This window comes from Cyanobium sp. L1E-Cus (assembly GCF_024345755.1).
GTDB lineage: Bacteria > Cyanobacteriota > Cyanobacteriia > PCC-6307 > Cyanobiaceae > Cyanobium_A > Cyanobium_A usitatum.
In genome coordinates, this window is record NZ_JAGQBS010000003.1 from 240,744 (window position 1) to 265,367 (window position 24,624).

Annotated in this window: 27 protein-coding genes and 1 tRNA gene; 13 read left to right on the forward strand and 15 right to left on the reverse strand. The window is 64.0% G+C overall.

Annotated features, from left to right (window positions below):
• Positions 1-101: 101 nt before the first annotated feature.
• Complete coding sequence (locus KBZ22_RS04020; protein WP_255021112.1) at positions 102-1,028, reverse strand: SDR family oxidoreductase; 927 nt, start codon at positions 1,026-1,028, stop codon at positions 102-104.
• 153 nt (positions 1,029-1,181) lie between these two features.
• Here KBZ22_RS04020 and KBZ22_RS04025 point away from each other — a divergent pair, with 153 nt between their 5' ends.
• Entirely contained in the window at positions 1,182-1,394 is a 213-nt protein-coding gene (locus KBZ22_RS04025) for a hypothetical protein (protein WP_255021113.1), read from the forward strand.
• Here KBZ22_RS04025 and KBZ22_RS04030 read toward each other — a convergent pair.
• Complete coding sequence (locus tag KBZ22_RS04030; RefSeq protein WP_106632498.1) at positions 1,340-1,762, reverse strand: HNH endonuclease; 423 nt, start codon at positions 1,760-1,762, stop codon at positions 1,340-1,342. The genes KBZ22_RS04025 and KBZ22_RS04030 overlap by 55 nt on opposite strands.
• Before the next feature lie 74 nt (positions 1,763-1,836).
• Here KBZ22_RS04030 and KBZ22_RS04035 point away from each other — a divergent pair, with 74 nt between their 5' ends.
• A complete protein-coding gene (locus KBZ22_RS04035) occupies positions 1,837-3,426 on the forward strand; it encodes a DEAD/DEAH box helicase (protein ID WP_255021114.1) in 1,590 nt (529 codons plus the stop codon).
• A 6-nt stretch (positions 3,427-3,432) separates the two neighbouring features.
• Here KBZ22_RS04035 and KBZ22_RS04040 read toward each other — a convergent pair whose 3' ends face one another.
• Together KBZ22_RS04040 and KBZ22_RS04045 are read right to left on the reverse strand one after the other, a co-directional pair.
• Positions 3,433-3,831, reverse strand: coding sequence for a hypothetical protein (locus KBZ22_RS04040; RefSeq protein WP_255021115.1), 399 nt, complete (start codon positions 3,829-3,831; stop codon positions 3,433-3,435).
• 58 nt (positions 3,832-3,889) lie between these two features.
• The gene (locus KBZ22_RS04045) at positions 3,890-4,315 is read right to left on the reverse strand and encodes a DUF6554 family protein (protein ID WP_254960561.1); all 426 of its coding nucleotides are present in this window, start codon (positions 4,313-4,315) and stop codon (positions 3,890-3,892) included.
• Positions 4,316-4,438: 123 nt separating this feature from the next.
• Between KBZ22_RS04045 and KBZ22_RS04050 the strand changes: the two genes are divergently transcribed.
• From KBZ22_RS04050 to KBZ22_RS04060, 3 genes are all read left to right on the forward strand, one after another.
• Entirely contained in the window at positions 4,439-4,735 is a 297-nt protein-coding gene (locus KBZ22_RS04050) for a hypothetical protein (RefSeq protein WP_315858592.1), read from the forward strand.
• 44 nt (positions 4,736-4,779) lie between these two features.
• The gene (locus KBZ22_RS04055; protein WP_255021116.1) at positions 4,780-5,037 is read left to right on the forward strand and encodes a hypothetical protein; all 258 of its coding nucleotides are present in this window, start codon (positions 4,780-4,782) and stop codon (positions 5,035-5,037) included.
• Positions 5,038-5,169: 132 nt separating this feature from the next.
• Positions 5,170-5,433 (forward strand): hypothetical protein, encoded by a 264-nt coding sequence (locus KBZ22_RS04060; RefSeq protein ID WP_255021117.1) that lies wholly within the window; start codon positions 5,170-5,172, stop codon positions 5,431-5,433.
• 76 nt (positions 5,434-5,509) lie between these two features.
• On the opposite strand, the gene KBZ22_RS04065 is transcribed toward KBZ22_RS04060, so the two are convergent.
• A tRNA-Gly gene (locus KBZ22_RS04065) sits at positions 5,510-5,581 on the reverse strand.
• Positions 5,582-5,651: 70 nt separating this feature from the next.
• The gene (locus tag KBZ22_RS04070) at positions 5,652-6,806 is read right to left on the reverse strand and encodes an alanine--glyoxylate aminotransferase family protein (protein ID WP_255021118.1); all 1,155 of its coding nucleotides are present in this window, start codon (positions 6,804-6,806) and stop codon (positions 5,652-5,654) included.
• 89 nt (positions 6,807-6,895) lie between these two features.
• On the opposite strand from KBZ22_RS04070, the gene cbiD reads away from it, so the two are divergent.
• The 5 genes from cbiD (at position 6,896) to mrdA (ending at position 12,594) form a co-directional block, all read left to right on the forward strand.
• Positions 6,896-8,053, forward strand: coding sequence for a cobalt-precorrin-5B (C(1))-methyltransferase CbiD (gene cbiD / locus KBZ22_RS04075; protein WP_255021186.1), 1,158 nt, complete (start codon positions 6,896-6,898; stop codon positions 8,051-8,053).
• A gap of 34 nt (positions 8,054-8,087) precedes the next feature.
• On the forward strand, positions 8,088-9,707 hold the full coding sequence (gene guaA / locus KBZ22_RS04080) for a glutamine-hydrolyzing GMP synthase (protein WP_255021119.1): 1,620 nt from the start codon (positions 8,088-8,090) through the stop codon (positions 9,705-9,707).
• 109 nt (positions 9,708-9,816) lie between these two features.
• Complete coding sequence (locus tag KBZ22_RS04085; RefSeq protein ID WP_254941750.1) at positions 9,817-10,398, forward strand: hypothetical protein; 582 nt, start codon at positions 9,817-9,819, stop codon at positions 10,396-10,398.
• A gap of 52 nt (positions 10,399-10,450) precedes the next feature.
• Entirely contained in the window at positions 10,451-10,834 is a 384-nt protein-coding gene (locus KBZ22_RS04090; protein WP_254941749.1) for a hypothetical protein, read from the forward strand.
• 2 nt (positions 10,835-10,836) lie between these two features.
• Positions 10,837-12,594, forward strand: coding sequence for a penicillin-binding protein 2 (mrdA, locus tag KBZ22_RS04095; RefSeq protein WP_255021120.1), 1,758 nt, complete (start codon positions 10,837-10,839; stop codon positions 12,592-12,594).
• 1 nt (position 12,595) lies between these two features.
• On the opposite strand, the gene KBZ22_RS04100 is transcribed toward mrdA, so the two are convergent.
• The 3 genes from KBZ22_RS04100 to KBZ22_RS04110 all read right to left on the reverse strand — a co-directional run bounded on the left by KBZ22_RS04100 (position 12,596) and on the right by KBZ22_RS04110 (position 15,855).
• Positions 12,596-13,732, reverse strand: a complete 1,137-nt coding sequence (locus tag KBZ22_RS04100; protein WP_255021121.1) for a glycosyltransferase family 1 protein — start codon at positions 13,730-13,732, stop codon at positions 12,596-12,598.
• A gap of 17 nt (positions 13,733-13,749) precedes the next feature.
• Positions 13,750-14,943 carry an NAD-dependent epimerase/dehydratase family protein gene (locus tag KBZ22_RS04105; RefSeq protein WP_255021122.1) on the reverse strand — a complete coding sequence of 398 codons (1,194 nt, stop codon included), beginning with the start codon at positions 14,941-14,943 and terminating at the stop codon, positions 13,750-13,752.
• 81 nt (positions 14,944-15,024) lie between these two features.
• Positions 15,025-15,855 (reverse strand): thiazole synthase, encoded by an 831-nt coding sequence (locus KBZ22_RS04110; RefSeq protein WP_255021123.1) that lies wholly within the window; start codon positions 15,853-15,855, stop codon positions 15,025-15,027.
• Positions 15,856-15,913: 58 nt separating this feature from the next.
• Between KBZ22_RS04110 and KBZ22_RS04115 the strand changes: the two genes are divergently transcribed.
• A complete protein-coding gene (locus KBZ22_RS04115; RefSeq protein ID WP_255021124.1) occupies positions 15,914-16,519 on the forward strand; it encodes a hypothetical protein in 606 nt (201 codons plus the stop codon).
• A 19-nt stretch (positions 16,520-16,538) separates the two neighbouring features.
• Here the strand turns inward: KBZ22_RS04115 and KBZ22_RS04120 are convergent, their stop codons facing one another.
• From KBZ22_RS04120 to rpmI, 3 genes are all read right to left on the reverse strand, one after another.
• Complete coding sequence (locus KBZ22_RS04120) at positions 16,539-16,919, reverse strand: tetratricopeptide repeat protein (RefSeq protein ID WP_315858593.1); 381 nt, start codon at positions 16,917-16,919, stop codon at positions 16,539-16,541.
• Between the two features lie 181 nt (positions 16,920-17,100).
• Positions 17,101-17,448 carry a 50S ribosomal protein L20 gene (gene rplT / locus KBZ22_RS04125; RefSeq protein WP_254941743.1) on the reverse strand — a complete coding sequence of 116 codons (348 nt, stop codon included), beginning with the start codon at positions 17,446-17,448 and terminating at the stop codon, positions 17,101-17,103.
• A 46-nt stretch (positions 17,449-17,494) separates the two neighbouring features.
• Positions 17,495-17,692 carry a 50S ribosomal protein L35 gene (gene rpmI / locus KBZ22_RS04130; RefSeq protein ID WP_106632482.1) on the reverse strand — a complete coding sequence of 66 codons (198 nt, stop codon included), beginning with the start codon at positions 17,690-17,692 and terminating at the stop codon, positions 17,495-17,497.
• Positions 17,693-17,913: 221 nt separating this feature from the next.
• On the opposite strand from rpmI, the gene KBZ22_RS04135 reads away from it, so the two are divergent.
• Together KBZ22_RS04135 and KBZ22_RS04140 are read left to right on the forward strand one after the other, a co-directional pair.
• Positions 17,914-19,371, forward strand: a complete 1,458-nt coding sequence (locus KBZ22_RS04135) for a SpoIID/LytB domain-containing protein (RefSeq protein ID WP_315858594.1) — start codon at positions 17,914-17,916, stop codon at positions 19,369-19,371.
• A gap of 24 nt (positions 19,372-19,395) precedes the next feature.
• Positions 19,396-20,748 (forward strand): glycosyltransferase family 2 protein, encoded by a 1,353-nt coding sequence (locus tag KBZ22_RS04140; protein ID WP_255021127.1) that lies wholly within the window; start codon positions 19,396-19,398, stop codon positions 20,746-20,748.
• Positions 20,749-20,778: 30 nt separating this feature from the next.
• On the opposite strand, the gene KBZ22_RS04145 is transcribed toward KBZ22_RS04140, so the two are convergent.
• From KBZ22_RS04145 to clpX, 3 genes are read right to left on the reverse strand one after another with little or no spacing between them, the layout of a single operon-like run.
• On the reverse strand, positions 20,779-22,548 hold the full coding sequence (locus tag KBZ22_RS04145) for a DNA polymerase III subunit gamma/tau (protein WP_255021128.1): 1,770 nt from the start codon (positions 22,546-22,548) through the stop codon (positions 20,779-20,781).
• 17 nt (positions 22,549-22,565) lie between these two features.
• The gene (locus KBZ22_RS04150; RefSeq protein ID WP_255021129.1) at positions 22,566-23,177 is read right to left on the reverse strand and encodes a lecithin retinol acyltransferase family protein; all 612 of its coding nucleotides are present in this window, start codon (positions 23,175-23,177) and stop codon (positions 22,566-22,568) included.
• Between the two features lie 14 nt (positions 23,178-23,191).
• Complete coding sequence (gene clpX, locus KBZ22_RS04155) at positions 23,192-24,571, reverse strand: ATP-dependent protease ATP-binding subunit ClpX (RefSeq protein WP_255021130.1); 1,380 nt, start codon at positions 24,569-24,571, stop codon at positions 23,192-23,194.
• Between the last annotated feature and the right edge of the window lie 53 nt (positions 24,572-24,624).

The window sequence follows — 24,624 nt, forward strand, 5'->3', positions numbered from 1 at the left end:
TGGTTGTTGCTGGGGGGTCTGTTGCTGGGTCTGGGCACGGGGCTCAGCAAGGGCTGGATCGAGTTGCGTTGGGGGCGTTTGCTGGCTGATTTGGGCCTGCCCTACGTGGTTGATCCCGGGGATCTCCGGGACTGCCCGCCACCTAGCTCCTCCGCTAAGCAGGCCCGGTAGCCCTCCCGGTAGTTGGGATAGCGCAACTTGTAGCCCAGCTGTTGGGTCAGCAGCTGGTTGCTGACCCGCCGGTTTTCGCTCCAGAAGCTGCGGGCCATGGGACTCATGCTGCCGGCGACCTCGGCGTAGTGCTCCATTGGTGGCAGTTTGTGCCCCAGTAGGTGGGCCGCATAGCCCAGGGTCTCGCTGGAGGGGCAGGGGCAGTTGTCGGTCACATTGACCACGGTCGGGCGCTCCTGCTGCGGCCGGGCCAGGCAGTGCAGCAGGCAACCGACGATGTCGTCGACGTGTACTCGGCAAAACATCTGGCCAGGCTTGTGGATGAGACGGCTTTGCCCCGCTTGCAGGGCCGCAAATGGCGAGCGGTTGGGTCCGTAGATGGCTGGCAGCCGGAAAATTTGCACGGGTAGTCCTGTGGCTAGCCACGCCTGCTCCGCCCCAACCCGGGCCTGGCTGCGGCCGGCTCGGGCTGGGGTTGGGGCGGTTTCGTCAACCCAGGCCCCAGCGGTGTCGCCATAGACGCCGGTGGTGGAGAGATAGCCCAGCCATTGCAGGGGCAGCTCTCGCAGGCTTGGTCCTAGTAAGCGCAGCACCGGATCGCCCTGGCTTGGATCCGGGGGCACGCACACCACCACATCCGTGATGCCAGCCAGGGCGCCAGGGGCTGGCAGGGAGGCGCCGTCTGGAGAGCTGTTGAAGGGGAGCCATTCCAGGCCCTCGCCGCTGGAGCGTGCTTGGCGGCTGGTGAGGCGAACCGCCATGCCGCTGCGCTGGGCGGCCTGGGCAAGCCGCAGGCCCGTGAAGCCGCCGCCGATCACCAGCAGTTGGCGGGCGGGCTTGACAAGTGCCTGGATCATGAGTACACCTGTATTATTCCTGAAGTGATCGCCATGACGGTCTCAGTTTTCACGGTCCCAGTTTTCACTGTCTCAGCCTTTCCGGTTTCAGCTTTTCCGGTCTCAGCCTTCCCTGTTACTGGTTCTCGTGTTGCAAGCTCCATTGCGCCTGGCTTGCGGGCGGCTCTTAACTTCCCGGCACCAATTTCTAAGACGCCGGTCTCTTCAAGGCAGCGGTCCCGCTCCAGTGGTCGTGAAATCACCGTGCCGGCGGTGTTGGCGGGGGTGCTGCTGCTGCTGGCTTTGGTGGTTGCCCCCGAGGGACCCCAGGTTCAGGAGGCCATCTGCCAGCGCCACAACGGCGCCGAGGCCTGCCGGGTCTGGTGAGGTTCCACCAGTTCTTCCAATTGGCCCGGATGCACCCACTGGAGCAGCCGCATTGCTAGACGCAGGTCTCCATCGGTCCAGGCACGAATCGCCATGGAGCGGCGGGGGTCGTAAAAGGGCTGTCGCCGGTACCAGGCAAAGGCATCCGCATCTCCCTTGTCGCCATTACAGGCCAGACAGGCGGGCACGCAGTTCTCGGTGACACTTAGCCCGCCCCGGCTCTGGGGGTGTACGTGGTCGATTGATTCCGAGCGTTCACCGCAATAAATGCAGTGTTGGTCGGTGATTAGATGAAGGGATTGGCGCCAGCGTCTGACGCGCAATTTGGGACAGAGATCCTCAAGGAACACCCCATCCCTGGCCTGCATCAGCGCGACTCGGTTGATCAAAGTTTGCCCCCACCGCCTGGGGTGTCAATGTGTCGACGATTGCACTTCCGCGGATGCGCTGTCTGCTGCGGCTGGGGGCGACGGGTTTGATTGAGGTAGTTAGCCCCTACGACGCGGTCACCCAGGCCCAGTTGCGGGCGATCCGCCCCCGGGGGAGTTGGTCGGGTCGGCAGCGTTGCTGGTCATTTCCCCTAGAAGCTGCCGCCGCCTTGCAGCAAGCCCTGGCAGGCCGGTTTCCTGTGCAGCCCGAGCTGGCCCAGTGGCTCGCCTGGCTGGAGCAGCCCCTGCCCCCCCTGCCGCCCCATCGGCAGTTGGTGGCGTCGGCAGATTTGGAGCAGCCCTTGCTGGATGGCCGCCTCCTGTTTGCCCATCAGCGGGCCGCGGTGCGTTGGCTACTGGCCCGCCGCGGTGCCGTGCTCGCGGATGCCATGGGGTTGGGTAAGACGCTCACAGCCCTTATGGCGGCTCGGGCCATGGTGCGCCAAGCCGATTGCCGCATCTTGGTGATTGCCCCGGTTGGTCTGCACGACCATTGGCAGGGTGAGGCGGCCAGCCTTGGCCTGCATCTGGAGCTGCACAGCTGGGCCCGGTTGCCCGACGCCTTGCCGCCCGCCGGCACCGTGCTGATCGCCGATGAGGCCCACTTCGCCCAAAACGGCCATACCCGCCGCAGCCAGGGGCTGCTGCGCCTGGCCCGCCACCCCCGGCTGCGAGCCATCTGGCTACTGACCGGCACGCCGATGAAAAATGGCCGCCCAGCCCAGTTATTTCCCCTGCTGGCGGCGATCGGCCACCCCCTCGCCCGCGACCAACGGGCCTTTGAGGAACTCTTCTGCCAGGGCCATTGGCGCGAGCAGGGCGGACGGCGCCTCTGGCAGGCGAACGGGGCCAGCCATCTGGAAGACCTGCAGCGGCTGGTGCGGCCCCTGGTGCTGCATCGCCGTAAGCAGGATTGCCTCGACCTGCCCCCCAAGCTGCGCCAGCTGTGGCCAGTTGAGCTGGATGAGCCTTCGGCCCGCGGCTTTCAGCACCGGCTGCAGGTCAAGGTCGACGACTATCGCCGTCGGGCTGCCCTCGGTGAGGTGCGCCGCGATGCCGAGCTGCTGGCCGTGCTCACGGCCCTGCGCCAGATCGGCTCCGATTACAAACTTCCAGCCACCCGGGCCTTGGTGGCTCCGTTGCTGGCCAAGGGCGAGGCGGTGGTGGTGTTTACGGGCTTCGTGGCTACGGCTGAGATGTTGCACCGCAGTTTTGAAGACAGTTGTGTTCTCACCGGCGCTCTGCCGCCGGCCCAGCGCCAGGCCCAGGTTGATGCGTTTCAGCGCGGTGAGCATTCCCTGCTGATCGCTACCTATGGCACCGGGGGCTTGGGCTTCACCTTGCACCGGGCGCGGCATGTGGTGCTAGTTGAGCGCCCCTGGACCCCAGGGGATGCGGAACAGGCAGAAGATCGCTGTCACCGCATCGGTATGGGGGCCTGCCTGACCAGCCATTGGCTGCAGCTGGGCGTTGCCGACCAGTTGGTGGACGGCTTACTGGCCAGTAAGGCCGAGCGCATCGCCGTGTTGTTGCAGCGGCGCTCCCAACTGCTGGAGCGCCGCAGTTTGCCGGCCATGATGAGAGACCTGATGGGTCGCTGGTGAGGCTGCTCAGGGTTGGGGGCGGTCTTGGTTTGCGCCCATGGCTTTGCCACTGCCTATGGCTTTGCCACTGCCTTCCCTGCAGAGCTGTTGACGCAGGTTCAGATCGGTGCGCAGTTGGGGATCCAGGCTGGCTGGTGGTTTAGAGCGTGCAAGGGCTGCAGCTCGGTTGATATCAGCGCAGGCTGCTGCCTCGTTGCCCGCCAGGCTGTGCAGCAGGTAGCGATCGTTGAGAGGGCTTGGGTTGGTTGGAAATGCCGCCACTACGGCGTCGCAGCGGCCGATCTGTTCCGTTAGCTGGTCGAGCTGCACGGTTTGCAGGCAGTCGTCGCTGCGTACCTGGCGCTGGGGTAAGGGCTCTTCAGCGCAGCCACCGGCAAGCAGCAGCAGCCCTGCCAGGGCGGCCAAGCTGCCCCCGGCTCGGCAGCTGCTTCGGCATCCGGCTCGGCATAAATATTGGCGAGCCTTATTGACCCAGCCGCTCACTGCGGGAGGTGCCACTAGGCGCTGGGCTGGTGCTGGCTTCTGGCTTGGCTTCGGGTTTTGCGAACAGGTCACCTAGGTAGCGGCCGCAGTCGGGAAACACGCTGGGGTTCTGCACCACAGCTTCTGTGATCATCACCGCGGCGTGTTCCGGGGAGGTCTTGAACAGTTTGTCGTTTTGGCGTTTGATCACCGCGTAGGCGGCATCCCAGCTCACCTGGTGGCTGTTGCCGCTGCTGCGCATAAAGCAATAGATCTGAGCCCCCTTGCCCCCTGAGCCGGCGTTGGCGGCGGCGGCATTGGCCTCAGCTGTCTGGGCCTGGCCGGGTAGGACGAGGCCGAATCCAGCAGCGCTGCCAACCAGGACCAGCAGGGCTCGGCGTAGCCCGGGAATCTGCCTCAAAGTCATCCTTAGTGCCATGGCCTGGGGCGTCAACGGGGATACCGGGGCCCAACGTATCGATCACTTTGGCCTAAGTCGAGTCTGGGGCAGGGAAGAGCTCTGGCCTTGGCTGGTGCTGGTTTGTGTGTTGTGATCGGCTCCCATGCCCCGATTGCCATGGCTTACGAGTCGGTTTCCTTCCGCATCAGCCGTAATGCTGAAGATTTGGCCCAAACCGTGCACGCCCTCTCCCAGCGGCTTGTGAGGCTGGAGCAGCGTTTGGAAGCCACGGAGCTGCAACTTGATCGGCAGGCAGAGCATGATCCCCAGGAGATCACCAGTCTCGACAACGTTGAACGACTGCTGGTCGACTGTCGCGCCTTGCTCGAGCTCACCGACCAAAACGAGCTCAACGACCAAAACGATGAAATGGCGGCAGCGGCCTGATCCCGGGGGCTGGTCAGCGGTGTCAGAATGGGAAGAAAGTAGTTATGGCATACCCCACTCCCTCCCAAAACAGTTCCACCAATCGCTGCTCGCAAGCCTCGGGCTTAGCCCCGTCAGTTACCAATCAGGCTCCTTCCGGCCGCAGCGGCTACCCACCTACCTCTGGAGAGGGGGAGCATCAGTTGGAGAAGCTGGAGTTTGCACTTGCAGTGGCCCTCACCCGGGGTGATGAACAGAGATCCCAGTCTTTGCGTGATCAAATTGCCGCGTTGGGTGGCAATCGGGAAGAGCCAGGAACATGATGAGCGGGGGGCCTGGGTGAGCTAGGTGATGTTTTCACTGGGTATGTTCAGCCTGGCGTATGATCAAAAGGAATGCTTTAATCTTGTAAGGGGTATATCAACCCTTTCCAGGATGGCTAAGGCCGTTTTTGCATGGGCCATTCCCGTTCAGATACCGTTGAGATGACTGCCATTTTTACTAGTCCTGCGCGTACTTCTTCGTTTACCGCACCCTCGGCTGACGCGCGCGAACAATTCCTTGTTTCGATTCGGGCCGATGAGGCTCGGGCGCGCCTTGCTGCTGAGCAAGGAGATTTGCCCCAAGCCGCACGCTTCATCATTGCGGCTTTGGATGGCGAGCGCCGGATGGCGGCCACCGGCCCTCAGGTTTTGCAGCTGATCAAGCCTCGGGGCTGAATCAGGCTAATTCCGCTTGCCTAATTCGTCTGCTGGGCCAATTCGTCTCTTGCCCAATCTGATGGCCTGATAATAAAGCGGGTGACCGGACTCGAACCGGCGACGTTCAGCTTGGGAAGCTGACATTCTACCACTGAATTACACCCGCAAGGTGTATAAATTAAATTAGCAGAGTCTTGGGGAGAACGGCGCAAAGCCTGCTCTCCCCGGACGCTTGCTCAGCCCTTGGCTAGGGCTGCTGCACAGGCGGCTACGCCAGCACCGGCGCTGCCTTTGTGTAAGCCCAGATCCTGCAGGGTTGCTTCGATTGCAGCTACGGCTGTGAGCACGTCGCGATCACAAACAAAGCCCAGGTGGCCGATGCGGAACACCTTGCCCTTGAGGTGATCCTGGCCGCCAGCCAGCAGGATGTCGAACTTTTCTTTCACGGCTTTGCGCATCGCTTCGGCGTCGATGCCTTCTGGCGCCACGGCGGTGATGGCTGGGCTGCCACAGCCCTCCGCGGCATAGAGGGGCAGACCAATCGCCTTCATACCTGCTTGGGCCGCGGCCCGGTGACGGGCATGGCGGGCGAAGATCTTTTCAAGACCTTCTGCCTGCATCATTTCCAGGGCTGCTTCGAGGGCGAAGTAGAGGTTGATGGCCGGGGTGAAGGGGTTGCTGTCGGCATGGGCCGATTTGCGGTATTTGGCCAGATCCAGATAAAACTTCGGCAGATCGGAGTGCTTGCAGGCTTCCCAGGCCCGGTCGCTCATGGCCACGAAAGCCAACCCCGGCGGCATCATGTAGCCCTTCTGGGAGCCGGAGCCGATCACGTCGATGCCCCATTCCTCCATGGGCACATTGCAGGCACCCAGGCTGGTGACGCAGTCGGCGATGCAGAGGGCGGTGCCGTGGGCCTTGACGTGCGAGGCGATGGTCTGCAGATCGTTGATTACCCCAGTGGAGGTTTCCGAGTGGGTGAGGATCACGGCCTTGATCGCTTTGGCAGTGTCGGCTTCTAGGGCGGCGCGGAAGGCCTCGGGGTCCAGGGGCTGGCCCCATTCGGCCTGGATCACCTGCACGTTCAGGCCATAGGCCTTAGCCAGCTTCACCCAGCGCTCGCCAAACTTGCCGTTGTCGCCGCAGAGCACCGTGTCGCCCTTGCTCAGCACGTTGATAATTCCCGCCTCCATGGCAGCGGTGCCGCTGCCCGTGATCACCAGCACGTCGCCCTTTGTCTGATGCAGCCACTGCAGCTGTTGGGTGGTGCGCTTAACGATTTTCTGAAAGTCGGCGCTGCGGTGGCCGATCGGGTGGCGGCCCATGGCAAGCAGGACGCGTTCCGGCACCGGGGTGGGGCCGGGGATCATCAGGCTGAGTTTGTCCTGCATGGCTAGGGGATACGGCGGGCGGCGGCGGACCGCACAATCAACCACCATAAAAAACAGTGTTCTTTCGCCCGTTGCTTGAGCTGAACCAAATCGACCCTGCCTCGGCGGATGCCACTGCCGGATACACCGTGCCGGTGTGGCTTACGGCCGCAGCCCGGGCGGCCCTGGTGATCCTGCTTGGCCAGCCCTGGCAGCGTCACCAGCCCCTTTGGCTCCATCCCGACGCTGCGGCAGCCGGCGAGCTGCCCGCCCGGGTGCCGGTGCTAGCGGCCGCGCCCTTGGCGGATGGCTGGGTGCTGGCCATGGCCTGCTGTGATCCGGGGCCGGAGGTGCTCGACCTCACCCGTGGCTTGCAGCTATGGGTGCAATTGCGCTGGCTGGAGGGGCCAGGCAAGTGGCTTGAGTTGCGGGCCGGCGAGGGGGTGGGGGTGCTGCAGGCCAGTGGTGAGGCGTGCGTGTCGGCCTATGCCGAACAGCTGCTCGAGTGCAACCTGCGGCCCCTGGTGCCGCCGGGAAGACGTTTGGAGTTGCAGGTGGTGATTCCAGAGGGCAGGCGCCTGGCCGAGCGCACCAGCAATGCGGCTTTTGGGGTGGTGGATGGCCTGGCCTTGATCGGCACCCAGGCTGAGGTGCAGCGCAGCGCGGGCCCCGACCAACTGGCCCAGGCCCTTGCGGCTCTGCGCGAACGCGCCGCAGCGCCTGCTTTCTGCGGTGATCTGGTGCTGGTGATCGGTGAGAACGGGCTCGATCTGGCGCCCAGGCTGGGTTTGCCACCTGATCTGCTGCTCAAGGCGGGCAACTGGCTCGGACCGCTGCTCGTGGCGGCGGCCCAGGCCGGGGTGCGCCGCCTGCTGCTGCTGGGTTATCAGGGCAAATTGATCAAGCTGGCGGGCGGCATCTTCCACACCCACCACCACCTAGCCGATGGCCGCGCCGAGGTGCTCACGGCCCTGGCGGCCTTGGCCGGGCTGGGGGGTGAATCCTTGCAGGCTCTTCACGATGCCCCCACCGTGGATGCGGCTCTGGGAGAACTGGCCCAGCGGGACGGGCCGCGAGCCGAGCGCCTGCGTCAGGCCATTGCTGCGGCGGTGGAGCGGCGCAGCCTGCGCTATCTGGCCCGCTACGGCCAGGAGTCGATGGCGGTGGGGGCCGTGCTGTTCGATCGCTCCCGCCAGATCTGCGGCCAGGGCCCGGTTGGCTTGGAGTTGCTCACGGCTTTACGCAGCCCTGCCCGGAGCGACGCCTAGGCTTGTTCGAATGCTCCAGGGCCCAGCGTTGACGATGTCTTCCACCGCTTCCCCTACCGCCCCAGTGCCCCAGCTTGACGCCACCTCCCAATCGACGCGCTATCCGGCGATTGTGATTCTTGATTTCGGCTCCCAGTATTCGGAGCTGATCGCCAGGCGGGTTAGGGAAACCGAAGTCTTCTCCCTAGTGATGGGCTACACCACCACGGCCGAGGAGCTGCGGGCGATTGCCCCCCGGGGCATCATTCTCAGCGGCGGGCCCAGTTCGGTGTATGAGCCGGGGGCTCCCGTGTGCGACCCGGCTATCTGGGAGCTGGGAATTCCGGTGCTGGGCGTTTGCTACGGCATGCAGCTGATGGTGCAGCAGCTGGGTGGCTCGGTGGTGGCCGCCGGTCGGGCGGAATACGGCAAGGCTCCGCTGCACGTTGACGACCCGATCGATTTGCTGACCAACGTCGAAGACGGCTCGACGATGTGGATGAGCCACGGCGACTCGGTGGAACGGCTACCCGAGGGCTTCTTGCGGCTGGCGCACACCGACAACACCCCAGAGGCCGCCGTCGCTGATCACCAGCGGCGCTTATACGGCGTGCAGTTTCATCCTGAGGTGGTCCACTCCACCGGCGGCATGGCAATGCTGCGCAATTTTGTATATCACATTTGTGGTTGTGAGGCCGATTGGACCACAGCAGCTTTCATTGACGAAGCGGTGGCTGATGTGCGCGCCCAAGTCGGCGATAAGCGGGTTTTGCTGGCTCTCTCGGGAGGCGTTGATTCCTCCACCCTCGCCTTTTTGCTGCACAAGGCGATTGGCGATCAGCTCACCTGCATGTTCATCGACCAAGGCTTCATGCGCAAAGGCGAGCCTGAGTTTCTGGTGGAGTTTTTCGACAAGCGCTTCCACATCAACGTGGAATACATCAATGCCCGCGAGCGCTTCATCAACAAGCTCGATGGCATCACCGACCCGGAGGAGAAGCGCAAGCTGATCGGCACGGAATTTATCCGGGTGTTTGAAGAGGAAAGCAAGCGCCTCGGCCCCTTCGACTACCTGGCCCAGGGCACCCTCTATCCCGATGTGATCGAGAGCGCCGGCACGGGTATTGACCCCAAAACCGGTGAGCGGGTGGCAGTGAAGATCAAAAGTCACCACAACGTTGGTGGCCTGCCCAAGGATCTTCAGTTCAAGCTGGTGGAACCCCTGCGTCGCTTGTTTAAAGACGAGGTGCGCAAGGTGGGCCGCAGCCTGGGTCTGCCCCAGGAAATCGTTGGCCGGCACCCCTTCCCCGGTCCTGGTCTGGCGATTCGCATCCTTGGTGAGGTCACCAGCGAGAAGCTCAACATCCTTCGTGACGCCGACCTGGTTGTGCGCGAGGAGGTGAAGGAGGCAGGCTTATACAACGAGATCTGGCAGGCTTTTGCCGTGCTGCTGCCGGTGCGCAGCGTGGGGGTGATGGGCGATAAACGCACCTATGCCTTCCCGATCGTGCTGCGCTGCGTCTCCTCGGAAGACGGCATGACGGCCGATTGGTCTCGCCTTCCCTACGACCTACTCGAGAAAATCTCCAACCGCATCGTCAATGAGGTCAAGGGCGTGAACCGGGTGGTGCTCGACATCACCAGCAAACCGCCTGGCACCATCGAGTGGGAGTAGGTGTTGCGGGAGTAGCCCGAGACGCCGACCTTCGATACCATCGGCTCCCAGCCCATACGTCGTGACTGCCGCCTCCGCGCCCCCCAGCTCGACACCCCCCGATCCCGACATGCAGCGACGGCTGCAGCAGGACAGCATCGTCCTGGCTGGCAAAACCATATATCTCAATCCCTTTCTGTATTGGCGCCGTTTCGATGCCAATACGGACCGCTGGCTGCGGGAGCCAGGCCAGTTGATGGAAGACCAGATCGCCAGCAACCGGCTCCGCTTTTATCCCGAGGTGGACTGGGAGCTGCTTGAAGAGGGTGAGCGGGCCGCCAAAGATGGCGCCGTGGAGATGTTCCTCAAGAGTCTGGAGCTGATCAGCACCTTCAACCCTGAGCTCTCGGCCGGTCATCTGCTCGAGGTTGAGCGCAAGATGGCGGTCACCAAGAAGAAATCATTTGAGCGCTGGGTGACCCGCTCCCTGCGCCGGCGCCAGCAGGAGGAAGAGAAGGCCCGGCGACGCTTTGACCGGGAGCGCACCCTGCGGGCCTGGGGCGAATGGCTGGCCCTTGACGTCACCCGCCAGGCCCTGGTGCCGCTGGCCTCGCTCCTGGTGATCGCCGTGGCGGCGGGTTGGTGGTGGGGTAGTCAGCAGAACTCCCGCCAGGTGATTGTTGATCCAGGGATCCAGCGGCTGGCGCCCTGAGCACCGGGCTGCAGGCAGGTCAGACTGTGGTTCCTGAGCCAGGAACGCCGCCATGGCTACCGACCCCTTTGATGCTCTCCGGCTCACCTTGATGCAGGACGTCCTGCCCGTGGGTTTGGCGGTGGTGGAGCGGGCCCGTAAGGGCGGGGCTCGCGAGGTGATGGCAGCCTTTGACGGCCAGGAGGCCGATCCCCTCGGCAGCCTGCGGGAGGAGGGCGAGCCTGCCGCTAGTCAGCTGCGCCAGGGCCTGGATAGGGTCAGCCCCGGCCTGGGCAACCCGGTGATGAAGGTGGAGGTCCACGATGTGGCCACCGAGGTAGGGGCTGAGGGAGCACACCAAGCCGATCCCCAGGACGCCTTGGAGTTGCAGCAGGGTCTGGCCCGCATTGCTGCTCGACTGGAGCAGCTGGAGCAGCGACTCGAGCTCAACGCCTGACCATGGCCTTTGGTCCAGCTGCCTCCCGTCACACCGGCATGGGCCGTCAGTCGGCCCTGCTTCTGGCTGTGGTGTTGCTGTTCAGCGGTGCCATGGTGGCGCGCTTGGCCTGGTTGCAGTTGCTGCACGGCGCTGAGAACCGCGCCAGGGCCGATGAAAACCGAATTCGGCTGCTGCCCCGCAACCCGATCCGGGGTCGCCTTTTGGATCGTCATGGCCAGGTGCTGGCCACTAGCCGGCTCACCTACAACCTCTACATCCAGCCGCGGGAGGTGGGTGACGCCCAGTGGCCGGCCCTGCGAGATCGCTTGGCGACGGTGGTTGGGTTACCTGCGGCCCAGCTGGAGGCGCGTCGAAGTAGTGGTGCCAATGCGGAGGGATTTCGGATAGCTCTGGCCAGTGGCCTCAAGTCTGAGCAGGTGCTGCGCTTCCGGGAGCAGGCTGCCGGGCTCCAGGGCGCCGAGGTGGATGTGGACATCCTGCGCAGCTATCCCCACGGCCGGCTGGCAGCCCACGTGCTCGGTTACACCAGCGGGATCACGGAAGAGGAATACACCCAGCTCCAGCCCAAGGGTTACCGGATCCAGGATCGGGTGGGCCGCAGTGGGGTCGAGAAGCAGTTTGAGGGGCACCTGCGTGGCGAGTGGGGCGGCCAGCAGGTGGAGGTGAATGCTGCCGGCCAGGTGCAGCGCATCATCGGGGAGAAGTCTGCTAAGGCTGGTCAGGACCTGCGGCTCACCCTGGACCTGGCGCTGCAGCAGGCTGCAGAGCGCGCCCTCGACGGGGTGCGCAAGGGGGCGATCGTGGCGCTCGACCCCCAAACCGGAGCAATTCGGGCCCTGGCCAGCCGGCCCACCTTTGACCCCAATGTTTTTTCGCCGGCGCCGAGTTCCAGCCAGTGGAGCAGCCTCAATTCCCCCGATGCGCCCTTGCTGAATCGCGCCTTCCAGGGCTTTCCACCGGCCAGCACCTTCAAGATTGTCACCTCTGTGGCGGGTCTGGAGTCGGGCCGCTACACGGCCGACTCGAAGGTGATGACGATGAATTCGTTCTGTTATGCGGGCCTTTGCTACAGCGACCATGGCGCCCATGGGGCCATCGGTTTTCCTTTCGCCCTGGCCGTGAGCAGCAACACCTTCTATTACCAGGTGGGGCTGAAGGTGGGCCCCGATGAGCTGTTCAAAGCTGCCCGGCGCATGGGCTATGGCCAGGTCACGGGCATTGAGCTGGTGGAGGAGGAGACCCCGGGCTTGCTGGGCGATCAGGCTTGGAAACAGGAGGTGCTGGGTGAGGGCTGGACACCCGTGGATACCATCACCTCGGCCATTGGCCAGGGGGCCCTACAGGTGACCCCGATCCAGATGGCGCGGCTATACGCCGCGGTGGCCAACGGTGGTTGGCTGGTGACGCCCCACCTGGTGGAGAGTCCCACCCAACGGACTTGGATCGGCCTTAAGCCGGCCACCCTGCGGGTGTTGCGGGATGGGCTGCGCCAGGTGGTGACCATCGGCACCGCCAAGCTTCTCAATGATCCCAACCTGCCTCCGGTGGCTGGCAAAACCGGCACTGGCGAAGATCCACCCCGGCCTGATCACGCCTGGTTTGGCGGCTATGCCCCAGCAGATAAGCCCACCTTGGTGATCATCGCCTTCGGGGAAAACTCCGGCGGCTATGGCGGCACGGTGGCAGCTCCGATGGTGAAGGCTTTGATGAACACCTGGTTCCGGGGCAGCCTGCCGGGGCAGGCGCCCCAGTCCTGATTCAGGCCACTAGTTGCAGGTCAGGCTTGGCCAACAGGCGCTGGTAGTAGCCGCGCAGTTGTTCGGTAGCTCCAGACCAACCCCAGCGCTCGGCTTCCTCGCGGGCGTTGGTGCGCAGCTCGGCCCGTTGAGTGGCATCGCCAAGGAGGCGCTCCACCGCAGCAGCCAGGCTGCCTTCCTGGTCTGGTTCGTAAAGGCAGCCATTGACCCCATCGCTGACGATGTCCGGGATGCCACCGCGGTTGGCGCCCACCACCGGGCAGCCGGCCGCCATGGCCTCCAGCAGCACCAGGCCCAGGGTTTCGGTGCTGGAGGGGAATAGAAAAGCGTCGCCGCTGGCGTAGGCCGCCGCCAGCTCTTGCCCGGCTAGGTAGCCCACGAAGTGGGTAGGTGTGCCCGCAAAGATCTTCTCGAGTTGCAGGCGGTAGGGACCATCTCCAACTAGGGCCAGCCGGGCATCGGGCATTGTTTCAAGTACGGGCCGAATCCGTTCGATCTGTTTTTCCGCAGATAGGCGGCCGATGTAGAGCAGCAGCTTGCCGGTGTCGCTCTGGCCATTTAGCAGCCGCTGTCGCATGGCATCGGAGCGCAGCGCCGGCTGGAAAAGCTCAGTGTCTACGCCGCGCTGCCACAAATCGGTGTGCTGGATTCCTTTCTCACTTAGCTCTTGCACCATGGCGGTGGAGGTGCAGAGGTTGAGCCGGGCCTGGTTGTGGGCAGCTTTGAGCAGTTCCCATAGCAGTGGCTCAAGCATGCCCATGCCGTAGTGCTCCAGGTATTTGGGCAGATGGGTGTGGTAGCTGGCTACCAGGGGATAGGCCTTGGTTTTGGCCAGCCAGATGCCGCCGAGCCCCAGGACGGCGGGATTGACAACGTGGACAAGATCTGGCTTGAAGCGATCCAGGGCTTCTGCCACCGCCGGCCGAGGCAGGGCCAGCTTGAGCTCGGGGTAGAGGGGTAGGGGCATTGCGGGCACTCCCACCACTTGGGCTCCCATGTAGGTCTCGGGGGCGCCTTCCGGGCAGAAGATCAGGACCTCATCGCCAGCCGCGACTAGATGCTGCACCGTCTTGGTGAGCCTGGTGACGATGCCGTCCACCTTGGGCAGAAAGGTTTCGGTGAAAAAGGCGATCTTCAAGGGTTTGGAGTTGTGCCTTAGGTCGTCTGGATGGCCTGAGCCTGGGTTTGGGTCCAGGCGGATTGGCAGGGAATGCGACTGCGGTCGCAGCGATCAGCCCAGCGGCGCGCCACATCCACCACTTCAGCCAGCAGGCCGTCATCGAGGGTGGTGGGGTTGAGGCCCAGCTCGATGAAGCAGCGGTTGTCGACGATTAGATCGTTTTCGACGGCTTCGTTGCGCGGATTGGGCAGGTAATTGATCTGGGCGTCCGTGAGAGCCGCCACTTTGCGGGCTAGTTCACCAACCTGGTGGCTTTCGGTCATCTGGTTGAAGATCTTCACCCGCTCGCCCCTGGCCGGCGGATTTTCCAGGGCCAGCTGCACGCACTTCACCGAATCGCGGATGTGGATGAAGGCGCGGGTCTGGCCGCCGGTGCCGTGCACAGTGAGCGGATAGCCGATCGCTGCCTGCATCAAGAAGCGATTGAGCACGGTGCCGTAGTCGCCGTCGTAGTCGAAGCGGTTGGTGAGGCGTGGGTCGCGCTCGGTGGCCTCGGTGTTGGTGCCCCAGACGATCCCCTGGTGCAGGTCGGTGATACGGATCTGGTCGTTTTTGTTGTAGTAGAGGAAGAGCAGCTGGTCCAGCGTCTTGGTCATGTGATAGACGCTGCCCGGGCTGGCCGGGTGCAGGATCTCCTCCTCGAAGCGGCTGCCGTCGGGCTGGGGCACTTCCACCTTGAGGTAGCCCTCGGGGATGGTGGCGCCGCGGTGGGAGCCGTAGCCGTACACCCCCATCGTGCCTAAATGCACGATGTGGATGTCGAGGCCGCTCTCCACGATCGCGGCTAGCAGGTTGTGGGTGCCGTTGACGTTGTTGTCGACGGTATAGCGCTTGGTGGCGCTGCTTTTCATCGAGTAGGGAGCTGCGCGCTGCTCGGCAAAATGCACCACCGAATCGGGCCGCTCGTGGCGTAGTAGCTCCAGAAGCCGGTCGTATTCCCCAGCGATGTCCAGATGGACAAACCGCATCGGCTTGCCGCCCACCTGTTCCCAGGCCTTAAGGCGGTCGCCCATGGTGGCGATCGGCGTCAGCGACTCCACCTCCAGGTCGACGTCGATCTTGCGCCGGCTGAGGTTGTCGATGACAACCACCTCGTGGCCAGCATCGGCCAGGTTCACCGCGCAGGGCCAACCGCAGAAGCCGTCGCCACCGAGAACGAAGACCTTCATTGCAACGCCCATTCCGAAAACCTCAGACCCCTGCAGGACGAGCGGATGCTCCGCTTTGCAAGCTACTACAGGCGTTCGGCTTCAGCTCCCTACCCGGCCAACCTCGGGCGAACTGGGATTGGCGTTTGTGCGTATGGGTAGCCGACCTGCGTGGAAGGCGCTGCGGCCGGCCTCGCAGGCCATGGCCATGGCCCGCGCCATCGCCGGGGGGTCGCCTGCCAGGGCGATGGCGCTGTTGATAAGCAGGGCGTCTGCGCCCATTTCCATGGCCTGGGCGGCCTCGCTGGGCACGCCGATACCGGCGTCGACCACCACGGGCACCTTGGCGTTTTCGATTATCAGGGCGATGTTGGCGGCGTTGCGGATGCCCTGGCCCGAGCCGATCGGCGAGCCCAGGGGCATCACGGTGGCGCAGCCAGCCTCTTCGAGTCGCTTGGCCAGGAGTGGATCGGCATTGATGTAAGGCAGCACCGTGAAGCCCTCCTTCACCAGTTGCTCAGCGGCTGCCAGGGTGCCGAATGGATCGGGCAGCAAATGACGAGAGTCTGGAATCACCTCCAGCTTCACGAAGCAGTTGTCCTCCTGGCCTGCCAGCTTTGCCAGCTCCCGTCCCAGGCGGGCCACCCGGATCGCTTCTTCGGCGGTGGCGCAGCCGGCCGTGTTGGGCAGCATCCAGATGCGCTGCCAGTCGATGGCCTCCAGCAGGCCTGCATGGCCGGCAGCCTGGCTCTGCACCCGACGCACGGCAACGGTCACGATTTCGCAGTCGCTGGCCTTCAGGCTGGCCTGCATGGCCGCCAGGCTCGGATATTTGCCGGTGCCGGTCATCAGGCGGCTGCGGAAGCTGCGCCCCCCGATCACAAGTGGATCCCGATGGGTGTGCGGTTCGTTGTTGGAAGCGGTGGTGACCACGGAGCAGGGCCAGATCTCGGCAACGGTCCTAGCCTCCCATTAGTCAGTTCTGGTCGTTGTGTCTTTTGCCGTTCTTCGTGCTGCCCTGCCGTTAGCCGCATTGCCGTTTGCACTGTTGCCAATCGGTTTGTTCCCGGCGCAGGCGGCTACACCCGTGGCCAGTGAAGCCTTTGTGCCTTTTACCCCTCCCTCGGCTACCAGCGTCGGTGGTGAGTCGCTTAGTGGTCTGGGAGGTGCGGAGACCTTTGATCCAGTTGGCCGGGCCCAGCTGCTGGCCGGGGAGATGCCGCTCGTATGGAGTGGTACTTATCAATCCTTTGACAATTCCCAGATTGTCAGTGCTGAGCTCCGGCTTGCCTCGGTCAAGCCGATAGGCCAGATGATTGACCTGCGCGGTGAACTCACGGTGGGAGGGGTTACCACTCCCGTGCAGGGCAACCTCAACGCCGAATCAGACCAGCTCGACCTGCTGATGCTCTGCGAGTGCGAGGTGCCGGGTCTGGAAATGGGAGGGGTATTTACGGGTCTTCAGGGCCTGCAGTTGTCAGGCTGGCAGGCACCTCGTCTCACCAGCCGTGGCGGCCGCCTGGATCTGCGTCCCCTATCAAGTGCTAGCCGCGTAGTTGGTCCAACCCGCGGCGCTGCAGTACGCGGACTTTGGTGAAAGTTGAATAAATAATCGCTTAGGCCGCCCGATTCAGGCCGGCCTTGCGATCGAGGAGTTTCAACCGTTTGCGGGCGGTTTTGTTATTGGCGTCAAGCTCAATCACCTGCTCATATGTCTGCTTGGCCTCTTCCAGCTTGAGCTGCTTTTCCAGGGCGAAGGCAAGATTATTGAGTGCTACTGGGTAGGCGGGCTTGGCTTCCAATGCCAGCCGGTAATGGCGAATTGCCGTTTTGTAGTTGTTTTGAGCTGCCAAGGCGAAGCCCAAGGCGTTTTGAATCACAGCTTGGGCTTCAGCCGGTTCTTTAGCAGCCTCAGCTTTCTTAAGAGCTTGCTTGAGTGATTCGGCGGCTTGGCCATACAAGCGCTTGCGTAGTTGCACAGAGCCAAGCTCGTACAACGTGGCAGCGTCTGATGGCTTAGGGCCTTCACTACGCTCTAGCTTTGCCAGGGTGGCTTCATCTGAACGTACGCGCCAGATTTGCCGGGCCACTACAACTGCAGCGACCCCCAGCAGGACGATCAGCCCAATTAGGTAGGCCTGGGGAAGGAGGGCGTCCAAAAAGACCTACCGGTGGAACTCAGTTTGAAGCGGCGCCCACGATGCTGGTGAAGCTGCCGGGGTCGACCACGGCAAGCTGGGCAAGCATTTTGCGGTTGATGCGCACGTCTGCTTTCTTTAAACCACCCATGAAGCGGCTGTAGCTCAGGCCATTGAGCCGAGCTGCTGCGTTGATCCGGGCGATCCAGAGACGGCGGAAGTCGCGCTTGCGACGACGGCGGTCCCGGTAGGCATTGCAAAGCGCCTTCATCACCCGCTGGTTGGCGGTGCGGAAGAGGGAGCCATTGCCGCCGCGGAAGCCACGGGCTAGGCGAAGAATCTTGTTACGGCGTTTGCGGGCAACATTGCCCCTCTTGACGCGTGACATAGCAGTAGATCAGGAAGATAAAAGTAAAAATTGTCCGAGGTCGCTCTCAGGCGTAGGGGAGCATCGCCCTCACGTTGTCCGCATCGCGCTCATCAACAACAGCCATTGTGCCCAGATGACGCTTGCGCTTCGGGCTCTTGTGATCGAGCAGGTGGTTGAGGAAGGCTCGGCGACGCAGAAACTTGCCGGTGCTGGTGGCCTTGAACCGCTTGGCGGCTGCTTTGCGGGTCTTGAGCTTCGGCATTTCTCGCGTTGCGGCGGGCACAAACAAGCAGAGTACGACGTGGCAGTGCCTTCCTCCAAGACCCCTCCTTTTAAGCAATGTTTTCAGTCCGGTCCTCTTCGGCTCAATCGTTGTTGCCGTTAGCCATTTGGGCCAGCACGCTGCTGCTCGCGGGGGGATGTCGGGCCGCCGCACCTCCCATTTCACCTGGATCCGGCCCTGCTTCTGCGCTGCATTGGCCCGTGCAGCCTCCGCCGGCAGTGGCGGCCACAGCGCCGGTGCTCTGGGTGGCCCTGGCGGCCCATTTGGGTCCGCCTACTCCCTTGGAGCTACGCAGCGCGGCTGGAAACCTCACCCTGCTGAGTGCGACGGGCCAGCGGTTTCAGGCGCCCCTGTTGCAGTTGCACTGGCGCAGGCTGCCGTTGGCCGAGCCCTTGGCGCTGCGCCGTCAGGTGTGGGGGCCCTTTGCTAGCTACGAGAGCGCCCAGGAGGCTTCTGGCCGCTGGCGACTGGCCGGTGCCACCCCTGTGATTGCCCACCCGGCCGAATGGGAAGTGTGGGCCGCGCCCGAGGCTCCAGCGCCCGCTGGAGTTAGGCCGCGGCTGGTGGAGCAGTTGCAGCGCGATCGCCTGGTTTTGGAGCTGCGGCGCCCGGATGGCCCGGTTCGCTTAGAGGGGCCCTTGCGCTTGGAGGCCCCGGGGGGGCTGAGCTGGCAGGGGGGTGTGTTTGCAGGTCCATTTCGGCTCCAGGGAGATGCCTACGGCAGCTGGTCGTTGGTGGAGGAGGTGCCCTTAGAGCGCTACCTGCTTGGGGTTGTGCCCCATGAGATCGGGGCAGGCTCCCCCGCGGCGGCCCTGGCTGCCCAGACGGTCCTGGCCCGCACCTGGGCCCTGCGCAACCAGGGGAGATTCGTGGTGGATGGCTACCACCTATGCGCCGATACCCAATGCCAGGTGTACGCAGACCCCAGCCAGGCCGGAGCAGCTGTACGCCAGGCGATTGCCGCCACCCAATATCAAGTCTTGAGCTGGCAGGGTGCGCCGATTCATGGCGTCTATCACGCAACAAATGGGGGGATTGCGGCCGGGTTTGAGGAGGTGTGGATTGGGGACGCCCTGCCCTATCTGAGGCCGCGGGTGGATGGTCCGCCAGCCGTTGCAGCCGCTGTGGTTTTGCCGTTGCAGCCGGCCCGGCTAGGAGCTGCCCTGGCGGCTACCGCCCGCGCCTATGGCTTCGACCACCCCCGCTTCCGCTGGTCTCGCCAGCTCGATTCGGCCCAGATTCAGCAGGCCTTGAGCCGCGCTGCCCTGTCCTTGGGCCTGCCGCCCACACGCCTGGCGGTGCTGGAGCGGGGCCCCAGTGGACGGGTATTGGCGCTGGAAATCCAGGCGCAGGGAGCCAGTGGAGTGCGGCAGAGCGTGGTGCTGCGCCGTGATGCGATTCGCCGCACCTTGCGACAGTTGCCCAGCACCCTCTTTGTGTTGCGGCCCGACGGCCCGGGTCGCTGGATTTTCGAGGGGGGAGGGTTTGGCCACGGTGCCGGCTTGTCTCAAGCTGGAGCTATCGACTTAGCCCGGCGTGGCTGGAGCATGGCTCGCATCCTCGATCACTACTATCCGGGCACCAGCCTCCAGTCCCTCAGGGCGTTGCCAGGCATCAGCCCCCTGTCCCAGCCCGGCTCGGCCGCCAGTTCCCCTTAGAGTTCGGCGACTTTCGGGATCGCCATGGCTGCGGGTGGCCGTACCACCGATCACCGTCGCGGCAAGTCGGCCCTGTTCCTGATCGGCTGCGGCTGGGCGGGAATGGCTCCCCATTGGCTCCATGAGTCGCTGCGCCTGATCCCGGCTCTCACCCTGGCCGTGCTGCTTGGGGGCTACAGCCTGCGCACCGTGTTGCGCCAGGTTTTTGGTTCGCTAGGCAGCCCAGAACCAGCTCAAGCCTCCGCCGCTCAAGGGGCCGAACCCCTGCCCGCAGTGGACGTGGTGGTGGCGGCCCGCGATGAGCAGGCAGTTATTGGCCGCTTGGTGGAGCGCATTGCTCAGTTGAACTACCCGCAGGGGCAGATGCGGCTCTGGGTAATTGACGACGCCAGCAGCGATCGGACTCCTCAGGTTTTGGCTGAGCTGCAGGAGCGTCATCCTTTTCTGCAGGTATTGCGGCGTGAGCCAGATGCCGGCGGCGGCAAATCGGGCGCTCTAAATCTTGTGCTGCAGCAGCTTCAGGGCCGCTGGATGTTCGTGCTCGACGCTGATGCGGACCTTCAGAGCGACACCCTGGAGCGGCTGATTCCCTACGCGGAAGCTGGTGGCTGGTCGGCCGTGCAGTTGCGCAAAGCTGAGGTGAATGCCACCGCCAATTGGCTGACCCGGGCCCAAGCCATGGAGATGGCCCTCGACGCCGTGATCCAGCAGGGTCGCTTAGCAGTTGGAGGCGTAGCCGAGTTGCGCGGCAATGGCCAGCTGCTACGCCGGGACGCCCTGCTCAGTAGCGGTGGTTTCAACGAGGACACGGTCACCGACGACCTAGACCTCAGTTTCAGGCTGCTGCTCGACGGCCAGCCGATTGGCATCCTCTGGGATCCGCCGGTACAGGAAGAGGCGGTGCTGAGTGTGGCTGCCCTCTGGCGTCAGCGTCAGCGTTGGGCTGAAGGCGGTTTGCAGCGCTTCTTCGATTACTGGCCCGGCCTGATTTCTGAGCGTCTAAGCGCAAGTCAGAAGCTTGATTTAACCAGCTTCTTCCTGCTCCAATACTTTTTGCCGGTGGTGGCGATTGCCGATTTGATCGGCGCCGTGATTACGGGCACCCGCCCAACCATCTGGCCCCTTTCCTTTGTTGCCTTTGGGCTCTCTGGAGGGGCGATTTTGGCCGGTTGTCGTCGCCCTAGCGAGGGCCCGGCCCTGCCGGCAATGAACGTCTGGAACCTGCTCCTGGGCATTGCCTATTTGAGCCACTGGTTTGTGGTGATTCCCTGGACCACTCTCCGCATGGCCCTGCTTCCCAAGAGCCTGGTTTGGGCAAAGACCATGCACCTCGGCGAGGAGGAAGAGTCCCAAATCGAAGATCCGGCAACCGCCTGATTACCTGTTACGCAATTGTGCTGGCCCCGCTCAGGCAGCCGCCTCAGCTGCATCGCCAGTCAATGCATCGCCAGTTAATTCGTCGAGCGGCCCATCGAGTTCAACTACTTCGCCATTGAAGAACTCCGCCAGCCTTCTGGCCTTGTCATCGAGGGGTGCGGCTAAGGGGGGCGCAGTAACTGCCGCGGGTGGCGGATTGGCTACTGGGCTTGGTAGGGCTGCTGGGCTTGGCAGTGGTGCTGGCGTTGGCGGTGGTGGTGTCGGTCTGGGGGTGGCGGCACCGGGGGCGGTGACAGTTGGTGCGGCGCTCTCCCCACCCCCTTCCAATGTGAGCTGGCGGGGGCTGCCTAGGGCCTTAGCTACCGCTGCTTCCAGCAGGGGCAGGCGGCTCTGCACCATGGCCATCCAGTTGCCGGCCACCTGCACCACGGCGCGGCGCTCATCGAGGCGCACCAGCCGGGCCTGTTGGGACAGCAGCATTCGCGTAGAGGGCAGCTCCAGGCCCGCCAGGATTTGCTGCCAGAGCTCCGGCAGTTTGGCGGAGCTGTTGGGCTCGTCGCTGACTGGAGCCGGAGCCGGGATTGGGGCGGCTGCTGGCGCGACCGCCGGTGCGACTGGGGGTGCAACCAGCGGTGCAACTGCAGGCGCAGTTGCGGTGGGGGCTGCGGCAGAGATTGGCTGGGCGGCAGCTACTGGCTCGGCCAGCAGACCCAACAGCAGCACCTCTAGCCACAGGCGCGGGTTGACGCTGTGGCGCAGCTGCTGCTCGCTGCCCCTTAGCTGAGCCTGCCACTGCAGTAGCCGGGCTTTGCCGAGGGAGCGGGCCAGATCGGGAAGGGCTTGGCGGAACTGGGGCGACACGCTGGTGAGCTCTAGGCGGTCGGGCGCCGTGCCAGCCAGCACTAGATCCCGCAGCAGGCTGACGAGCCCCTGCAGCACGGCGGCGGGCTCCCGGCCCCGCTCCAGCAGCTCGCGGCAACCCTCCAGCAGGGCGAGGGGATCGCAACTGGCCAGGGCACCGGCTAGGGCCAGTAGTTCCTGCTCCGGTACAGCCCCCAGCAGCTCCCATACCGCTGTGGCCTCGATCGGCGCCGGCAGCAGACTGAGCTGATCTAGCAGGCTCTCCGCATCCCGCAGGCCCCCCTGGGCTCGCTGGGCCACCACGTGCAGGGCTTCTGGAGTGATGCCGATCTGCTCCTGCTCAGCGATCCAGCTGAGGTGTTGCTCGAGGGCCTGCAGGGGGATGCGGCGGAAATCGAAGCGTTGACAGCGGCTCAGGATCGTGGCGAGTACCCGCTGCGGGTCGGTGGTGGCCAGCACGAACACCACCCGCGGCGGTGGCTCCTCCAAGGTTTTGAGCAGGGCGTTGAAGGCGGCGGTCGAGAGCATGTGGCACTCGTCCACCACATACACCTTCCAGCGGGCCTGCACCGGAGCGAAGCGGGAGCGCTCGATCAGCTCGCGGATGTTGTCGACGCCGGTGTTGGAGGCGGCGTCGATCTCGATTACATCGAGGGCATTGCCGGCGGCGATGGAGGTGCAGAGCTCGCAGACGCCACAGGGCTCGGGGGTGGGCCCATCGCTGCCGATGCAGTTGAGGGAGCGGGCCAGGATGCGGGCGCTGGAGGTTTTTCCCGTGCCGCGGGGGCCACAAAACAGATAGGCCGGCGCAATCCGGCCGGTGCGCAGGGCGTTGCCCAGGGTGGCGGCGATCGCCTCCTGCCCCACCAGCTGGTCGAAGCGCTGGGGACGGTATTTGTGGTGGAGGGGTTGGTAGCTGGAGATCGCCGTTGGGCTCATGAAGCTGAGGCTTGAGATTAGTGGCCCTGGTCCGGTTCGAGCTGGCGCCTTAGCCGCTCTTCCAGTTCTTCCACGGCCGTGAGTTGGTCGGCCAGTTTCTGGGCCGCCAGCCTCAGGTTTTCGAAGCGGTCTTGGCCCCAGCGAGCTTCAGCCCGGCCAAGCTCCTGCTCCAATTTCTGCTGCAGGCCTTGGCGCAGCTTGTCGAGTTCGGTCAGGTTGCCCTGGCGCAGCAGCATTCGGGCAGCGCTGAGCATGGCCGCTGGCACCCACTGACCGATGGCCAGGGCCCCGAGGCTGCCGGTGTGCAGCAAATCCTCGACCTGGGCGCTGCGATGCCGGCCGGTCTTGCACCAATGGGCGAAGTGTTCGCAGTTGTTGAACAGCAAGTTGTAATTCTGTTCGCCCAGGCGCCCCATGGCCCGCCGCAGGGTTACGCCGGCCGGGGAGCAGTCGCCCGCGGCATAGGGAACCACCGCTACAGGTTCGCCGCGGCTGAAATCGGCCAGGGGGCTGCGCAGGATTTCGCGCCCCTCCAGGTAGTGGGCCACGCTGCCGTCGCCTAGATCGATGCCGTGATGCAAGAACAGACCGTGCTGGCGCGGCACCTGTAAGTGGTCAGCTGCGGACATCGGTGCGGGCCCGATCAGGCGCTGGCCTGCTGTGGCGAATCCAGGTTGGCGCTGCCGAGGGGCACCACCTTGCCCTTGCTGCGCTGCTCCACCAGCTCCCGGGTCACGGTGAAGCTCTTGACGTCGTTGCGGGAGGGCAGGTCGTACATCAGGTCGAGCATTAGCTCTTCGACGATGCCGCGCAGGGCCCGGGCGCCCGTCTTGCGGCGATGGGCCTCGATGGCAATCGCTTCAACAGCGCCGGCTTCGAAATCGAGCTGCACGTTGTCCATGCTCAGCAGGGTTTGGAACTGCTTGATCAGGGCATCCCGGGGTTCGGTGAGAATGGCTTGCAGGGCTGGCGTGTCGAGGGGCTCAAGCACCGCACTAACCGGCAGCCGACCAATGAATTCGGGGATCAGGCCGTAGCGCACTAGGTCGTCGGGCTCCAGATGGCGCAGCACCTCGGCTGCATGGCGATCCTTGCCGCTGCGGGGCCGGCTGCTGCCATCGGCACTGAGGAAACCGATGGAGTTGCGGCCCATCCGCTTCTGCACCACATCTTCGAGGCCGACGAAGGCACCACCGCAGATGAACAGGATCTGACTGGTGTCGATCTGAATGCATTCCTGGTAGGGATGCTTTCGGCCTCCTTGCGGCGGCACGTTGGCCACGGTGCCTTCGAGCATTTTCAGCAATGCCTGCTGCACCCCTTCTCCGGAGACGTCCCGGGTGATGGAGGGGTTTTCGCTCTTGCGGGCGATCTTGTCGATTTCATCGATGTAGATGATGCCCCGCTGGGCCTGTTCCACATCCTGATCCGCTTTCTGCAGCAGCCGCAGCAGGATATTTTCCACGTCTTCTCCGACGTAGCCCGCCTCGGTAAGGGTGGTGGCGTCGGCTACCGCAAAGGGCACATCGAGCATTTCGGCCAGGGTCTGGGCCAGGAGCGTTTTGCCGCAGCCGGTGGGGCCGATCAGCAGGATGTTGCTCTTGTGCAGCTTGGTGGCTGTCTGGTCCGTTTCACCCTTGCCATCGCCTTGCCAGGCCAGGCGTTTGTAGTGGTTGTAAACAGCTACGGAAAGATTTTTCTTTGCTTCGTTTTGGCCCACCACCTGGCGGTCGAGAAAGGCCTTGATCTCCCGGGGCTTGGGCACCTCCGCCAGAGTTGGAGCGGGTTTGGTTGTTTTTTTGCTGGAGGCCTTACCGCGGCTGGAGTCGGCGGCATGGCGGCCGCTTCCGCCGCCGCTGGCTGTGCCGCTATGTCCGTCTACCAGCTCCTCATCAAGGATCTCGTTGCAGAGATCGATACATTCATCGCAGATGTAGACACCCGGGCCGGCGATCAGCTTGCGCACCTGTTCTTGCGACTTGCCGCAGAACGAGCACTTCAGGTGGGCGTCGAACTTGGCCATGGGCAGGGGAGTCCTGATTCCAGGATCGACAGGAAATAATGGATCGTCAGCTG

Bases quoted from the DNA above. Each gene is read 5' to 3' on its own strand.
- KBZ22_RS04020 (WP_255021112.1), bottom strand. From the start codon at position 1,028: ATGATCCAGGCACTTGTCAAGCCCGCCCGCCAACTGCTGGTGATCGGC.
- KBZ22_RS04030 (WP_106632498.1), bottom strand. From the start codon at position 1,762: ATGCAGGCCAGGGATGGGGTGTTCCTTGAGGATCTCTGTCCCAAATTG.
- KBZ22_RS04035 (WP_255021114.1), top strand. From the start codon at position 1,837: ATGCGCTGTCTGCTGCGGCTGGGGGCGACGGGTTTGATTGAGGTAGTT.
- KBZ22_RS04045 (WP_254960561.1), bottom strand. From the start codon at position 4,315: ATGACTTTGAGGCAGATTCCCGGGCTACGCCGAGCCCTGCTGGTCCTG.
- KBZ22_RS04055 (WP_255021116.1), top strand. From the start codon at position 4,780: ATGGCATACCCCACTCCCTCCCAAAACAGTTCCACCAATCGCTGCTCG.
- KBZ22_RS04060 (WP_255021117.1), top strand. From the start codon at position 5,170: ATGGGCCATTCCCGTTCAGATACCGTTGAGATGACTGCCATTTTTACT.
- KBZ22_RS04070 (WP_255021118.1), bottom strand. From the start codon at position 6,806: ATGCAGGACAAACTCAGCCTGATGATCCCCGGCCCCACCCCGGTGCCG.
- guaA (WP_255021119.1), top strand. From the start codon at position 8,088: ATGTCTTCCACCGCTTCCCCTACCGCCCCAGTGCCCCAGCTTGACGCC.
- KBZ22_RS04085 (WP_254941750.1), top strand. From the start codon at position 9,817: ATGCAGCGACGGCTGCAGCAGGACAGCATCGTCCTGGCTGGCAAAACC.
- KBZ22_RS04090 (WP_254941749.1), top strand. From the start codon at position 10,451: ATGGCTACCGACCCCTTTGATGCTCTCCGGCTCACCTTGATGCAGGAC.
- mrdA (WP_255021120.1), top strand. From the start codon at position 10,837: ATGGCCTTTGGTCCAGCTGCCTCCCGTCACACCGGCATGGGCCGTCAG.
- KBZ22_RS04105 (WP_255021122.1), bottom strand. From the start codon at position 14,943: ATGAAGGTCTTCGTTCTCGGTGGCGACGGCTTCTGCGGTTGGCCCTGC.
- rplT (WP_254941743.1), bottom strand. From the start codon at position 17,448: ATGTCACGCGTCAAGAGGGGCAATGTTGCCCGCAAACGCCGTAACAAG.
- rpmI (WP_106632482.1), bottom strand. From the start codon at position 17,692: ATGCCGAAGCTCAAGACCCGCAAAGCAGCCGCCAAGCGGTTCAAGGCC.
- KBZ22_RS04140 (WP_255021127.1), top strand. From the start codon at position 19,396: ATGGCTGCGGGTGGCCGTACCACCGATCACCGTCGCGGCAAGTCGGCC.
- KBZ22_RS04145 (WP_255021128.1), bottom strand. From the start codon at position 22,548: ATGAGCCCAACGGCGATCTCCAGCTACCAACCCCTCCACCACAAATAC.
- KBZ22_RS04150 (WP_255021129.1), bottom strand. From the start codon at position 23,177: ATGTCCGCAGCTGACCACTTACAGGTGCCGCGCCAGCACGGTCTGTTC.
- clpX (WP_255021130.1), bottom strand. From the start codon at position 24,571: ATGGCCAAGTTCGACGCCCACCTGAAGTGCTCGTTCTGCGGCAAGTCG.